Here is a 14,776-nt window from a genome sequence, read left to right on the forward strand (position 1 = left end):
ACATCCTGGGCTCGCCGGGCAGCCTGGCAGGCCTGCTGGACAAGGCCGCGAGCTGGCTGGAGCAGACGCCGCAACTGGCGTTCAGCAAGGCCGTCAATCTGTCGGTCGGCGTCACGACCGGCGGCAATGGCGGCGCGGGGAACGGCGCCAGCGCCTTCAATGTGCGCAATGACGGCGCCATCTCGACGGCGGGAGACCACGCGCCCGGCATCCTGGCGCAGAGCATCGGCGGCGGGGGAGGCAATGCGGGCACGATAGATTCGGCGGGCGCGTCCAGCCTGCTGTCCAGTATCGATGCGCTGATCAAGGCCGCCGCGTCGGGCGTGCAGGATCTGTTCACCGTCGCGCTGCCGCAAACCAGCATCGCCCACCAGACTGGCGGCAACGGCGGTGAGGCGGGCGCGGGCGGCGGCAGCGCTGCGGATCCGGCCCTCGTGACGAACACGGGGGTCATTGCGACGCAAGGCAGCGGTTCGGCGGGCATCGTCGCGCAGAGCATAGGCGGTGGCGGCGGCAGAAGCACAGCCAGCGGGCAGGATCTGCAGGCGGTGGTATCGGCCGGCGCGGGCAGCCAGGCTCCAGCGATCATCGACAAGATCACCCGCATCGTCAGCCTCCTGGGCACCAAAGGCGGGTCACTGCTGGGCTCCCTAGTCAATGTGCGTGCCGGCGGGGTAGACGGGGCCAGCGGCGCGGGCGGCGCCGTCATGGTCGACGCCAGCGCTGCGACCAGCCAGATCTCCACGCAGGGCTACCAGGCGCCGGGCATACTCGCGCAGAGCGTGGGCGGGGGCGGCGGCATTTCGGTGGTCGACCAGCCCCTGTTCCTGTGGAACCAGACCGCAGCGGCGATCACGCTGGGCGCCGCGGGCGACCCGAAGCAGGGTTCCTCGACCAGCACGGGCGGCGCGGCCAGCGTGGTTCATGGCGGGACGCTCGCGACCGGGGCGGGTGGCTCTGCCGGGATCATGGCGCAAAGCGTGGGCGGCGGCGGCGGGGTCAGCACGCTGGTCCTGCGCAATGCCAGCCTTGCCGCCATCCAGCAGGAGGCCTCGCTGGCGGTCGCGTTGGGCGCTGAATACCCGTCCATCACCAACACCTTCGGCATGGTCCAGGCGTCCGGCGGCACGGTGAGCGTGGCCAACAACGTTGGCCGCGTCACCACGCAAGGGTGGTTCTCTCCAGGGATCCTGGCGCAAAGCGTGGGCGGCGGAGGCGGCATGGCGGCCGTGTCGTCCAGCGCGTCTCTCACGGGCATCGATATTCAGCTGGGGAGCACCGCGAAAGCTGGGGGAGGCGGCTTCCTGGGCAACGTCACCGGCGGCGGAGGCAGTGTCAGCGTCGCCAACACGGGCGGCAGTATCGTCACCAACGGCGCGCTGTCCTTCGGCGTGCTGGCGCAGAGCATAGGGGGCGGCGGCGGCCTGGTCATGGTGGATAACGGCGCGGGGCCAGCCGCCAATGCGGTGAACCTCACGTTCGGCTCCAGCTCGCCGATGGTCGGTCCTGGTGGAAGCGTTACCGTGACGCAGGACGTGGGCGGCAGCATCGTCACGGCCGGCACGAATTCGCATGGCATCGTCGCGCAAAGCATAGGTGGAGGTGGCGGCATTGCCGGCCTGGCGACGCGGCCCGGCCTCGTGACCTTGAAACCCGTCGGATCCCCGGCGGCAGGCGGCGACGGCAATGCCGTCAATCTGTCCATTTCGGGTACGGTCGCGACCTCGGGCAAAGGCGCCGCCGGCATCCTGGCGCAAAGCGTGGGCGGGGGCGGCGGGCTGGCGGGCGACCAGTCGTCCGCGCAATACACGACGGGCCTGATACAGAACGCGGGACTGACCGGCGGCCAGGGCAATGGCGGCAGCATCAACGTGGCCATCGGCACGGGCGGCACTGTCCAGACTTCCGGCGCCAACGCGCCCGCGATCCTGGCGATGAGCGTGGGCGGGGGCGGCGTGTTCAAGGACGGCACGCTTTATCAATACAGCACGCCGGGCAACTACCCGGCATACGGCGGGCCGGTAAGCGTGGCCATCGGCCATGCCGCGCAGGTCGTCGCCACCGGGGCCAATTCACCGGCCGTGGTCGCGATCAGCAATGGCGCCTATGGCGGCGGCCGGGCGGTCTCGGTCAGCCTGGAGCAGAATGCCTTGATAAGCGCCGACGCCAAGTCCGGCACGGGCATCCTGGCCATTGCGCCGTTGGCCAGCACCACCATCACCAATGCCGGCACCATCCAGGCGAAGACGGCGATCGACGTGGCCGGCCAGACTGTCGTCAACAATAGCGGAACCGTGGCGGGCGACGTGCTGATGGGCAGCGGCAGCCTCTTCCATAACAACGCCGGCGCCAACCTGTACAGCGGCGCCCGCTTCCAGGGCGATCTGGCCAGCGCCGGCGTCCTCAATCCGGGCGGGCCGGGCGTGTTTGCCGCGACCCGGATCACGGGCGCACTGAACCACACGGGAACCTACCGGCCCGATCTGGACTTTGGTGGCCACAACAGCGACTTCCTCTCGGTATCGGGCGCATCGACCTTCGCGGGAACGGTCCGACCCGTGCTGCGCAATCCCGTGAAGAACGTGTGGCTGGGGATAGGCCATTTCGATGCCGCGCAAAACAGCATGCCCGCGACCGCAAGCGACAGCCCCTTGTTCAACTATGCGCTGAAGAACAACGGCGCCGGCGGCTTGCGCGATCCGCTCATTTCGGTCGACGCCAATTTCACCCCGTCGGCATTGCCGCTGAGCGCGGATCGCGCGAGGATCGCGAACTCGCTGCAGGCGCTGTGGGACCAGGGGAAACAGAGCGATGCCGCCACCTTCGACAAGCTCACGGGGATCCAGACCGCGGACCAGTACCGCGACGCCTTGAACCGCATCGCCCATGACGGCCAGTTCGCCCGCGCCGCCAACCAGATGCATGCCTCCTACGCGTCGATGAACCGGATGATGAGCTGCCCGGCCTTCGTCGGCGAAAGCACCATTCTGCGCGAGGGCGATTGCGTCTGGACCCGTCTGGACACGAACTGGACCCAGCGCAAGGCCACCTCGGACGACGAAGGCTACCGCGTGCGCCAGAGCACGCTCACGCTGGGCGCGCAGCGCGAGATTGCCACCAACTGGTTCCTGGGCGGTTCGCTGAGCTACGCCTATGGCAAGACCACCTCGTCCTCGGATCTTTCGGGCAATAGCGACACTTACGCGGGCGGCCTGGCCTTGAAGTACAACAACGCGCCGTGGCAGGTGTCGCTTGCCGTGCACGGCGGCGTGGAGAAGAGCAGGATGTCGCGCGGCACGCTGGACGGCGTGGCCAAGAGCAAGCCGGAATCGTCCTTTCTGGCGGCCAGGCTGCGCACCGCCTACGAATTCAGCCAGCCGTCCTGGTACTTGCGGCCGTACGTGGACCTGGACGTGAACCACATCCGGCAGGACGGCTACGACGAACAAGGCGCGGGCGCCTTCAACCTGAAGGTGCACGGCAACGACACGACTTCGTTCATGGTCTCGCCCATGATGGAACTGGGCGGACGCAAGGACCTGGCCAACGGCTCGACCTTGCGCTCATACGTGGCTGGCGGGATGAGCTTCCTGAGCGGCGGCGACGTGGTCAGCACCATGCAGCTGAATGTGCCGGGCGCGGCGCCGTTCACGCTGCGGTCCGGCATGCCCAGGACCTATGGCAATCTGTCGGCCGGCCTGGAATACGTTACGCCCAAGGGCGTGGAGCTGAAGACGGAATACGCTTTGCGCGGCAACGGGGAATACCGCGACCAGTCCCTGACCTTGCGCGCCGCCTACCGCTTTTGAGCTGGCGGCGCGCAAAGCGGCTACTTGCTGGTCCAGCGGCCCAGGCCGCTGTCGTCGTAGAACTTGATGTCGAAGCCCTGGGCCCGCCCCTGGTCCATCTTGAAGACGATGGACGCCAGCGATGCCACCAGTTCGGCTTCGCCCGCGGGCGAGAAGGCGTAGGTGTCGCCGTCCCAATGGCGCAGGGGGAAGCGCATGCCCTTGGGACCCAGCACCAGGGTCAGGACGCCATTGGCTTCCTGGATTTCGGCAGGGCCGTAGTAGGGGTTGTCGAACCTGCCGGTGTATTGCGACAGCGCTTTCGACGCCGCGGGTTTGGCGGGTTCGGCCTGTCCGGACAGATCGGCCTGGGGTTCGAAAAAGGCCTTCATGGCGCCGTTGTAGGCCGCGAACCAGTCGCGCGTGGGCTTGCCGTACAGCGCCGTGTCGATGAACGATGCCGCGACGGATTCGGCCGCGCCCACCGGCGCGCCATTGGTCAGCACCACGATGCCGATGCCGGCGGACGGCACGATCCGGAACGTCGTCCCGGTCCCCATCAGGAAGGCGCCGGAATGCCCCATCGAGGGGCGCCCGCCCAGTTCGGTGTTGACGTTGAAGCCGTAGCCGTAGAAGCCGGAACGCGAATCCAGGTCGTGCGCGCGGGCGCTGAATGCCTGGGCCGTCAATGCGGGCAGCAGCGCGCCCGGGGCGATCATGGCTTTGCCCTGGTACTGCCCGTCAGCCAGCAGCAGCTTCAGCCATTCCGCCATATCGACGACCGTGGAGGACACGCCGCCCGCGGGCGCCTGCTGGTCCGCGTCACGCTGGCCCGAGGGCACGAACTTGCCGTTCTGGAACGCATGCAGCACGGCGCGATTGGCCTGCGCCTCGAAGTCGCCGTAGCGGTAGCTGGTCGACTTCATGCCCAGCGGCTTGAACAGCTGTTCATCGGCAAGCGCTTCCCAAGGGCGTCCGGCGGCCTTGGCCACCGCTTCCGCGCCTATGGTGGTGCTGAAGTTGGCGTAGTGGTAGGACGTGCGGAACGCGTCCAGCGGCAGCAGCCGCAGGCGGGCGATCACGTCCTGGCGGGAAAATCCCAGGTCTTCGAGGTCGTCGCCCGCCGTGCCAGGCAAGCCGGAGCGGTGCGCGAAGAAGTCGCCGATCGTGGCGCTTTCGGACACATAGGCATTGCTCAGCCTGAAGTCCGGCAGATAGCGCGACACCGGATCGTCCCAGGCGGCCTTGCCCTTGGATATTTCGATGGCCGCCACCGTTGCCGACAATGACTTGGAGATGGACGCGATCTGGAACACGGTCTGCGCGTCCACCGGCGCCTGCTTGCCCGCTACGCGCGTGCCGTAGCCTTGGGCCAGCACGGTCTTGCCGTCGATGACCACCGCCACCGCCATGCCCGGCACCTGGCTGCGCTGCATGATGTCCGCGATGATCCGCGGCAGGTCCTGCACTGCGCGTTCCTTGCTGCCGGCCGGGATCGCCACCGCGTCGGCGGGCGGGGTCGGCCCGTTGGCGATGGGCACGGGTTGCGACCAGGCGGCCGGGGCGCTGCCCAGCGCAAGTACGATTGCGGCGGTGATAAGCGTATGTTTGCGGTTCATGATGGCCTCAGAATCCTGCTTGGTAAGCGATGCGAATAACGCCCTGGTTGATGCGCAGGGCCTGGTCGCGCTGATGCGTGAGCCCGGCCTGCACGATGAAACCCAGGGGAGTGACATAGGTGACCGCGCCTGAAATTCCCCAATCCGTGTCGTCCAGCAAACCATGCTGCGCCAGCTTCTGGCCGCTGCCGGACAACTTGCGCACGGCGGCCGTCGCGGTCAGTTGCCAGCGGTCACGCGACAGCGACACTGAGGTCACGCCGTTGCCATTGGAGACGGGAGCGCCGCGAAAGGCGCTGGAATAAGTGGCTTCGTTGAACCAGCTCAGGTTCCATGAGTTGGCCAGCGGCGTGTCGTAGCGCAAGCGGGCCGACACCGTGTTGGCGCTTTTGCCTTGTCCGGGATCCAGATGCAGCCGGCCCGCGTCCAGACCGCCCGATAAGCCTTCCAGCCCGGGCAGGTCGCGGAAGTCGTAAGAGAGGATGAAGGACTTCAACTGGTCGCTGAACAGCGGCGGCTGATCCGGTCCGATGAGACCGCCGTCCAGGCTGAAGCGGCGGTTCATCGCGGTGTTGTCGCGCTTGAACAGGATGGCGGCCACGGAATGCGTGCCTTGGCCCGTGGTATCGAGGGTGTAGCGCCCGCCCAACCCGATCGACCCGCGGAACTCCGAGTTTTCGTTGAAGCCTGTGTACAAGCCGTCGATCACGTGCCAGGCGTCGCCAAAGCCCAGGTCCATCTTGCCGCCATACAGCGCGTAGTTGTCCGCGGTGTAGGCGGCGAACAGGTTGTCCAGGTCCACGCCCAGGTCGGAAAAGGCGTTGTCCTTGGTGTCGTTGGTGGACGAATTGAACGTCGCCTTGGCGCGGATCGAAAACTGCCGGTTCAACTGCAACACCAACGCGGCTTCCGCCGTGGGTTGCACACTGCTCCAGTGCGAGCGCGGCAACTGGCCGTTGTCGTCCTGCACGCCGAAGAAGCCGGTGTAGCCGGTCATCAGCAAGAATCTGCCGTTCAGCCGCGGATAGGTCTCGCCGCCTTCTCCCAACTCGCTGTAGGGCGTGAGGAAAATCTCCGTCTTGAAGATGTCCCGGGCTTCCTGCGCGCACGCGCCTTGCGCGGCCACGGCCAACAGCGCTGCCGCCGCGGCCTGGCGCAACGTGGGACGCCTACCGCTCACCGCGCCAACTCGGCCGCCAGTTCACGCACCTGAGAGTGGATGTTGTTGAACATGGCGAAGTTCACGCGGCTGGCGACGACGAACACGCCCAATCCGCGGTTGGGCGACAGGACGGCGTAGGACATGAAGCCGCCCAGGCCGCCGCTCTTGCCCAACAGCAAGGGCGCGCCGTTGCGCGGCAGGGTCACCACCCAGCCCAGCCCCATGCCGTCGGCGTCGGTGACTTCCGTGCCCACGACGGATTTCAGCCCGTCATAGGGCAGCCACATTGTGTGGGCCAACAAGGCGGCCTCCTTGGACTGTTTTGCGCTGTCCAGATGCCAGCGCATCCAGCGCGCCATGTCGTCGGCGGTGGAGTAGACGCCGGCGCTGGCGTACATCACGTCGGGCACCACGGCGTTCGGGTCTGGTTTGTCGAAGGGGTCCAGGCCGGTCATCAGGCGTTTCTTCTGCGCATCGCTTAGCGCATTGGTGGTGTCCGTCATGCCGGCGGGCTTGAGGACCTCGTCGGCCAGCACGGTCGAGTAGTCCGCGCCGCCGGCCTTGGCCAATGCATCGCCCAGCAGGCCGTAGCCCAGGTTCGAATACAGCGTGGTCGTGCCTGGCACATAGGCCGGCTTGTGGCTGCCGACCCACTTCCAGTAATAGGCGCGGTCGAATGCGGCGAAAGGGTTGTCGGAGGGCTTGGCGTCCGGGTTGGGCAGTTCGCGCGGCAGGCCCGCCGAATGGGTGGCCAGGTCCAGCAGCGTCAGCGGACGGCCGTTGGCGTCGACCTTGGCATGCTCCGGCGCATACTTCGCCAGGGGATCGGTCAGCTGGAGCTTGTTCTTGGCCGCCAGCGCCGCCAGCACATCGCCGGCGAACACCTTGGATACTGAAGCGATCCTGAATATGGAACGGCCATCGGGCTCCACGCCGCTGCCCGGCGCGGTTTCGCCGTAGCCCTGGATCACGACTTCATCGCCGCGCACCGCCGCGATGATCAGTCCGGGCGCGCCGGAGTTCAGGTACAGCTGCATGCCGGCCATGGAGACGGCGTCCTGCAAGGCCAGGTCGGCCGCGCGGGCCTGGCTTGCGCCCAGCGCGCAGACGGCGCTCAGGGCAAGGATGGCGAGGCGCGTAGGGGGGCGGAACGTCGGCATGCGGTTCTCTCTGGATGACTCGAGGAACGGGTGTTCCTCCGCATGCGCGATGATCCCAAAAACTCGTTGCGCGGCCACTTCCGCCAGGACGAAACAACATGCCGGCATGACGAACTGCATATTGCCGGGCCGTCGCCGCCGGGTTGCCGGATTCAGATTCCCATGCGTTCGCGCAGCGGTTTGCGGTAGGAGCGGGACACCGGCCAGGTCTCGTCGACGGCCCGCATCCTGATCAGCCACTTGTCGACGCTGCGGCGGTCCACGTCCATGACATGCAACGCGTTTGCAATGGCGGTCCGATGCACCCGGAAGAAAGTCTGCTCCGGCAGCAGGGTCGACCATACGCCGAGCGCGCGCGAGTCCAGCACCATCGACCCATCCTCGAGCCAGATTTCGCTGTAGTTGCCGGCGGAGCGCACGCCGACGATGGTTTCGGGCTGCACGCCGCGCACCACGCCGCGCATGCTGAGATAGATCACCGATGTCACGTTGCCATAGCCGACCGCGCGGCCGCGATCGCGGGCGTTGCCGTACTTGGCTTGTCCGATCAGGTTGGCGCACTGGTACAGGGCGCGGACTTCGTCGGCCGACCAGGTGCGGTGCCGGACCGTAGTGTCGAAGCCGATGATGCCGTAGAGCTTCTGGTCGTGGAATATCGGCACGCTCAGCACGCTCTTGTTGCCCTGGCGCTGGAACTCGACCTGGATGGCGCGGGCGGTGCGGGGCAGGTCGTTGACGTCATGGATGGCGACCGCCTGGCCCTTCACCATGAACTTGTGCAGCCAGGCGATCAGGGTGGTCGGCACGTCCTGGAGTTCGGCGACGAAGGGCTCGGTCTGGCCCCGGCACCACTCGTGGGTGTTGCGCAGGCGCAGCATGTCGGGACGGTATTCGATCATCCAGGAGCGGTCGACGTCGGAGGTCTCGCCCATATAGGCCAGCTGCTCGGAGATCGCGTCGTCGGCTGGCAGCTTGAGCAGGCTCATCGCGCAGTGGTAGAGCCAGTCCGATGAGGGACTGGGTTCAAGCAGGGTGGCTGAGTGTGCTTGGTACTGACCCGCATCCTTCACGTGCAATTCCCCCGACGGCTTCATGGCGCTTCGCCTACGCGCTGCTGCGCTGCGCGCCCAGCGGGAATTTTCCCTCCGGTAACCAGGGATTATAAGAACGGGACGACATGAGTCTGGCATGCCGGTGGCAGGCGATAGCCGTCCATTGCCGCGCCATTGCCGGGAAGAGGGATTGCGCTCAGGGTTTTTACTGAGAAGGGACGACGGGGTGTTGGTCGCGCGCGACACCTTTCGGGGCCTCAGCCCCGTTCATCTGGCCGGTTCCAGGCCGTTTCGGGACAGCACCTGATGCGCTTCGGGCGAACGGGCAAGAAAGGTGATCAAGGCGCGGGCGCCTTCCGGATTTCTTGCGGATGCTGAGATTCCCGCCGAAAACACCGTGTACTGCTGAATCGATTCAGGCAGCTTGCCCACAAAGACTATGCCTGGCACCGCCAGCAGTTCGCTGACCTGCTGCATGCCTATTTCGGCCTCTCCCCGCGCCACGACCGCTCCGACTTTTTCGCCGGTGACCTTGCGGCTCTTGGGCAGCACCTGATCCTCGATCTGCATTTTCTTGAGCATCTCGGTTTCGTAGTAGGTGCCGCTCAGGCTGGAAGAGTAGGCAATCGAGCGGGCCTGCAATAGCGCCGCAGCGGTCTGGGCCTGCGTGCCGATCTCCGGTATCGGACTGCCGCTGCGCACGGCAAGGCCGAGAGCGGATTTCATGATGTCGACCTGGCTGTCCGGGAGGACCAGTCCTTGGGCGGCAAGTTGTTCCAAGGCGGTCTTGGACGTCAGCACCACGTCCGCCGCTTCTCCGCGTTCCAGGCGGCGCGGCACCGAAGTGGGTACGGTACGCAAGGCGGAACCGAAGCTGGCGGTGATGTCTAGCCCCAACTCCTTCCGGTAGTACGGCTCCAACTGGTCATTGACCGCGGAAAATGCACCGGACGCCAGCATGTTGATGGCGTGGTTTTGCGTCTGAGATTCCACGGGGCCGGCGGCCAGGGCGTTGCTGGCGGACAATGCCAGGGGCCAGAAAACCGTCGTCCAGAACGCAAGTCTGCTCTTGTTCATTTTGTCTCCTTTCGCCGAGCCGCTGCTTTGCCTATTGCAGGCTGATGTTGGCCTGCTTGATGATTTTTTCGTAGCTTTGCTTTTCCGTCTGCACCAGCTTGGCGAGATCCTCGGGGGTGCCGGGCGTGGGGCGGTTGCCGGAGGACTCCAGCAGCTCACGCACGCTGTTGTCCTCGAGCGTCGCGGTGAATGCCGCGTTCAGCGTCTGCACGATGGCGGCGGGCGTATTCGGCGGGGCGAAGATGCCGAACCAGTTATTTGCGGAAAACGCCGGCCAGCCGCTTTCCGCCACCGTGGGCACCGCGGGGAACGACGTTTCCCTGCCGGTGCCGGTGACGGCCAATATCTTGATTTTCCCGCCTTGAATCTGGGGCAGCACCACTGGTATCGAATCGAACAGCACGTCGATATTGCCGGCCAACAGGTCGGTCATGGCTGGCGCGGTGCCCTTGTAGGGAATGTGGCGCAGTTGCGCGCCGGTGCCGACCACGAAGGACATGGCCACCAGATGCGTGTTGGAGCCTATGCCCGCGGACCCGACGGTCAGGCCGTGGGGCGTGGACTTCGAAAGCTCCACCAGGCGGGCGACGGAATCCGCTCCCAGGTTTTCGCGCACCATCAACGCATAGCTGATGCGGGCCAGTGGACTGATGGGCGAGAACTTGCCAGGGTCATAGGCCAGGTTGGGCTGCAGGATGGGGTTGATGATCATGCTGCCGGGGCTGCCGAGCATGATGGTGTAGCCGTCGGGGCCCGCTCGCGACAAGGTCCTGGCCGCCAGGCTCCCGCCGGCGCCCGCCTGATTCTCGACGATGATCTGTTGTCCTAGTTTTCCCGAGGCATGCTGCGCGACCTGCCGCGCCAGTGTGTCGCTCGCCCCGCCCGGTGCGAAGCCCACGATCAGCTTGATCGGCCTGTCCGGATAGCCGGCGGCGCGCGCCGCTCCGGTCGCTGCCAGTACTCCAAGCGCAAATGCGGCTGCGATTCCGATTCCTGTCGTCCTCATGTCCCTCTTCCCGTGGTGTGCTGGTGGTTTATTCCATGCGGATGCTGGCGGACTTGATGACCTGGGTCCACAGGTCACGCTGCTCGTTTGCATGGCGTTTGAATGCGGCTCCCGTCATGGGCGTGGGCATCGCGCCCATGGATCGGAGTTTGTCGCGCACTGCGGGAACCGCGAGTGCGCGTTCCAGAGCCTGTTCCAGGCGCAGCGCCGCTTCGGCGGGTACGCCGGCCGGAGCGACCAGTCCTTGCCAGGAGTCCGCCGTGTAGCCTGCCACGCCGGCTTCCTGCAGCGTAGGCAGCTCGGGCAGCTCAGGCAAGCGCTGGACGGTGGCCGCGCCCAGGGGTTTGACATTGCCGGCCTGTATCTGGGCGAGCCCGCCGGGCAGGCCTATCAGCAGCAGGTCCACCTGGTTGCCGACGATATCCTGCATGGCAGGCGCCACGCCCCGGTAGGGCACGTGCGTCAGCCGCGCGCCGGTTTTCTGTTGCAGCATTTCCATGGCCAAGTGCTGGGGCGAGCCGGTACCCGCGGAGGCATAGGTGTACTTGCCCGGATGCTGGACCGCGTCCTGCAGCAACGCCTGGAAGGAGTCGAAGGGCAGCTTCGACCTTGCCACCAGGATCATCGGCATGCTGACCATGGCGCCTATGTAGGTGAAACTGCGCTCGGGGTCGTAGGGAAGCTTGGGATAGAGGCTGCTGTTGTAGGCCAGCGTGCCGCCGTCGGCTGACATCACCGCCTGGCCATCGGCTGGCAGGGCGAGCAGCGCCTGCGTGCCGATGAGGGTGCCCGCGCCAGCCTTGTTTTCCACGATGATGGTTTGTCCAAGCTGGTTGCGCATTTCGTCCGCGATGATCCGGGCGATGGTGTCGGTGCCGCCTCCAGCGGGATAGGGAACGATCCAGCGGACGGGCGTCTGTTGAGCGCCGGCGGTCACGGCGGCGGTCACCAGGGCCGCGCCGCCGAGCAGGCGGCATAGGGAAGGCAGCATGATTGTCTCCAGTCTCGTTGTCGTGAGCCTCGCGCGGCGCTGCCGGCAGGCGTTATCCGCGCGCGGGCGTCATTGGCCGGCGCCGCCCGCGCAGAGCATGCCGTAGCCAATGCCATACTCCAGCGCGGGCGCGTAGATGCTTGCGTGAGGCAGACGCGCGTCGCCGCTCTTGTAGGCTTCGCCGGCCGCGACCCAGGCCAGCAGTTCCATGGCGCCTATGCCCGCGGTTTCTATCACCTTCTTGGCCTCCCAGGATTGCGTCCGGGTGAAGTCCAGATTCATGGCCATGTGCACAAACGCATCGTCGAATTCGGGATTCAGCTTGATGTCCGCGCGGGTGCGCCGGCCGTCCACCAGCATGGCGGCGCCCTCCTCATGCATGTCGCGCAGACGGGAAAACCATTCGTCCCGGGTCATGCTGCCGCCGCGTTCCGCGTGCATTTGCCACGCGGCCACGTCAGGGGTGGCGCTGCCGCTCAACGGGTAATAGCGGGTCGGATGGTGGGAAAGACCGCCCGAACCGATATAAAGCGTCTTGAGGCCGCGTTGGGCCATCGCCTGGCCGATGGCCGTTCCCAGCGCGCGGATCCTGGCGAATGTGGGCAGGGGCGGCGCGATTGCGTTCAGGAAAATCGGGATGACCGGGCGCGTGGCCAAGCCGCCGAGCAGGCGGTGGATGGGTTGCGAAAACGCATGGTCGACCGTCATGCGGCGCGACGTTGCCGGGTCGAAACCGGCCTGCTGGAGCGATTCGATCAGCCGCAACGCTTCCTGCTCGGGCACGTCCAGGTCTCCGCCGAAGCCGCCTACGTCGTGTTCCGCCCGGGCCTTCAGTCCGACGCAGTAGGAAGGCATCAGGTCCAGGTGGAAGCCCGAGTAATGGTCGGAGCCGAACACCACCACCACGTCAGGATCATAGCGATCGATCTCGGCGATGCACTGCTGGTAGAGCCGGTTGATCTCGGGCTCCTCCTGCGGCGCCATGGCGCGGATCATGATAATGGGCGAGTGCGATACGCATACAAGCATGCTGTTTGTCATGTGCGGTTTCTCCCTGGCGGCATGGCGATGTTGGCGGGGGCCATGCCTAAGGCAGCCTTGCCACGCGAGTGCTCAACGTGCCCAGGCCGGATATGGCGACCGACACCTCGCCGCCCAGCGCAGCAAGGTTGACGTTCTGCACCGCCATGCCACCGCCGGAGCGGCGCAGCGCGGTGCCTAGCGAGATGATGTCTCCGGGCATGAGTGTCATGTACGAGGACAGGAATTCGATGACCTCGGGCAGCTTGAAGAAGAGGTTCGCCGTGTTGTCCTGGGTGATCAGCCGGCCGTCGTGGCTGCAAGCCACGTCCAGGGCGTGAGGGTCGGCGATCTCGTCGGCGCTTACCAGCCATGGCCCTACCGCCGAGAACGTATCGCTGCATTTGTAGCGGCCGGGGTAGCTGACGTGCGTGTCGACGTACTCGACCTGCTCGGGATCCCCGGCGGCGGGATGAATCGCGCGATAGTGGAAGGTGTCTTCCGCGCGCATCGTCGGCGAGGTGAAGTCGTTGTGTATCGTGTAGCCGAAGACATGGGCCATGGCGTCCGACGCGGCCACGTTCTTGGCCCGGCTGCCGATAACCGCGACGAGTTCCGGTTCGGGGTGGACGCGTCCGTGGGTGGGCCGAATCTCCAGCGCGCCGCGGTGGCCCGTCATCGAGGTCCAGGGCTTCACAAACACGGCCGGATGCTTCGGGCCGGACAGGATGCGTTCGCTATTCGCGCTGTTGTTCAAGGCCAGGCAGCAGAGTTTGGAGGGCCGGCGCACGGGCGGATGCCAGAGGACGTCGCCGGGCGAGAACCGCAGGCTGGGGCTCTGTCCAGAGCCGTACAGCCCGTGCAGTTCGCGCAAAGCCGGCCACCAGGAAGCATGTTCGGTTTCCAGCAGCGGCAGCAGGTCGCCGCGCACTTCCGCCAATTGCGGCATGCCATGGCTGGCCGCTGCCGCGGCGATGTCGACCACGTTTCCGTCCTTGTCCTCGAACCCGATCCGGTCGCGCCCTGCCGCAAAAAAACTGGCGAGCTTCATGCTGTTGCTCCTTGAGGTGATGAGGTCTCAAGATAAACAAGCGCGGCTGCCAGGCGTAGCGCGCCGTGGACGCTTTCCGCCTGGCGGAACGCTGTAGCGGGAGGCGTCAGCTCAGGCGGATGGCTTCCGCCAGGTCGTTGCAGACTTCCTGGAGTGGCGGCAGCTGGGCCTGGATGAAGGCGGGCGTCATGATGGAGCCGAAAGTGGTCAGTGAGACGCAGGCCGTCAGTTCGGCGGCCACTATCAGCGGCACAGCCAGCGTAGCGGTCTCGCGGGGAGCGGCGGGCAGCCTCAGTCCATATCCCTGCCGCCGCGTCTGGTCGAGGCGCTGGGTCAGCAGCTGCTCCGGCTCGGTGTCGTGCTGGCCTTTGCGCAGCAATTGCAGGGCGGTGATCCGCTCTTCCTCGGAGCAGAAGGACAGATAGGCCAGCCCCGCCGCCGTCCTGTCCAGCGGCAGGCGATGGCCGTAGGTGCTGGATTGGGAGGCGAGAGGGCTGTAGGGCATGGTGCTGAAGCGCACGACCATGGCGTCCGCGTCCAGCGTCGAAATCGCCAGCGGCCATTTCAGGACTTTGGTGGCGCGGATCAGCATCGGCATGGCCATGTCCACTACCCGCTGCCGGTCGCCGCAGCCGGCGCTCAGCTCCATCACCTTGGCTGTCAGGCAGTAGATGCCCGACACGCCGGTTCCGCGTACGTAACCTTCCTGGCGCAGCGTTTCCAGCATCCTGTGCAGGGTCGCCTTGGGCAGGCCGGTGGTCGCGTGCAGGGTTTGCAGCGAGGCTTCGGGCGTTTCGTTCAGGGCCCGCAGCAGCTGCAGGACGCGGGAGACGCTACGTATGTGTTCCAT

11 protein-coding genes are annotated in these 14,776 nt (G+C 66.2%); 1 reads left to right on the forward strand and 10 read right to left on the reverse strand.

The features are described from left to right. Positions 1-3,809 (forward strand): autotransporter outer membrane beta-barrel domain-containing protein (locus IPU70_RS31605; RefSeq protein WP_207473564.1); only part of this gene is annotated, 3,809 nt, incomplete at its 5' end. A gap of 20 nt (positions 3,810-3,829) precedes the next feature. On the opposite strand, the gene IPU70_RS31610 is transcribed toward IPU70_RS31605, so the two are convergent. The 10 genes from IPU70_RS31610 to IPU70_RS31655 all read right to left on the reverse strand — a co-directional run bounded on the left by IPU70_RS31610 (position 3,830) and on the right by IPU70_RS31655 (position 14,776). Beyond that, complete coding sequence (locus IPU70_RS31610) at positions 3,830-5,407, reverse strand: serine hydrolase (RefSeq protein ID WP_207473566.1); 1,578 nt, start codon at positions 5,405-5,407, stop codon at positions 3,830-3,832. Positions 5,408-5,414: 7 nt separating this feature from the next. Then, positions 5,415-6,587, reverse strand: a complete 1,173-nt coding sequence (locus IPU70_RS31615; protein WP_371819147.1) for a hypothetical protein — start codon at positions 6,585-6,587, stop codon at positions 5,415-5,417. Further along, the gene (gene ampH, locus IPU70_RS31620) at positions 6,584-7,729 is read right to left on the reverse strand and encodes a D-alanyl-D-alanine-carboxypeptidase/endopeptidase AmpH (protein WP_207473568.1); all 1,146 of its coding nucleotides are present in this window, start codon (positions 7,727-7,729) and stop codon (positions 6,584-6,586) included. Before ampH ends, IPU70_RS31615 begins: the two co-directional genes overlap by 4 nt. Positions 7,730-7,881: 152 nt before the next feature. Then, positions 7,882-8,823 carry a GAF domain-containing DNA-binding protein gene (locus tag IPU70_RS31625; RefSeq protein ID WP_242702789.1) on the reverse strand — a complete coding sequence of 314 codons (942 nt, stop codon included), beginning with the start codon at positions 8,821-8,823 and terminating at the stop codon, positions 7,882-7,884. 225 nt (positions 8,824-9,048) lie between these two features. Continuing rightward, positions 9,049-9,858 carry a substrate-binding domain-containing protein gene (locus IPU70_RS31630; RefSeq protein ID WP_207473570.1) on the reverse strand — a complete coding sequence of 270 codons (810 nt, stop codon included), beginning with the start codon at positions 9,856-9,858 and terminating at the stop codon, positions 9,049-9,051. 31 nt (positions 9,859-9,889) lie between these two features. Beyond that, a complete protein-coding gene (locus tag IPU70_RS31635) occupies positions 9,890-10,864 on the reverse strand; it encodes a tripartite tricarboxylate transporter substrate binding protein (protein ID WP_207473572.1) in 975 nt (324 codons plus the stop codon). A 28-nt stretch (positions 10,865-10,892) separates the two neighbouring features. Beyond that, the gene (locus tag IPU70_RS31640; RefSeq protein ID WP_207473574.1) at positions 10,893-11,855 is read right to left on the reverse strand and encodes a tripartite tricarboxylate transporter substrate binding protein; all 963 of its coding nucleotides are present in this window, start codon (positions 11,853-11,855) and stop codon (positions 10,893-10,895) included. Between the two features lie 69 nt (positions 11,856-11,924). Beyond that, positions 11,925-12,884 carry a hypothetical protein gene (locus IPU70_RS31645; protein ID WP_207473580.1) on the reverse strand — a complete coding sequence of 320 codons (960 nt, stop codon included), beginning with the start codon at positions 12,882-12,884 and terminating at the stop codon, positions 11,925-11,927. Between the two features lie 58 nt (positions 12,885-12,942). Further along, the gene (locus tag IPU70_RS31650) at positions 12,943-13,926 is read right to left on the reverse strand and encodes a fumarylacetoacetate hydrolase family protein (RefSeq protein ID WP_207473588.1); all 984 of its coding nucleotides are present in this window, start codon (positions 13,924-13,926) and stop codon (positions 12,943-12,945) included. 106 nt (positions 13,927-14,032) lie between these two features. Further along, complete coding sequence (locus IPU70_RS31655; RefSeq protein WP_207473590.1) at positions 14,033-14,776, reverse strand: helix-turn-helix domain-containing protein; 744 nt, start codon at positions 14,774-14,776, stop codon at positions 14,033-14,035.

The organism is Achromobacter sp. SD115 (assembly GCF_017355315.1).
GTDB classification, from domain to species: Bacteria; Pseudomonadota; Gammaproteobacteria; order Burkholderiales; family Burkholderiaceae_B; genus Achromobacter; species Achromobacter xylosoxidans_B.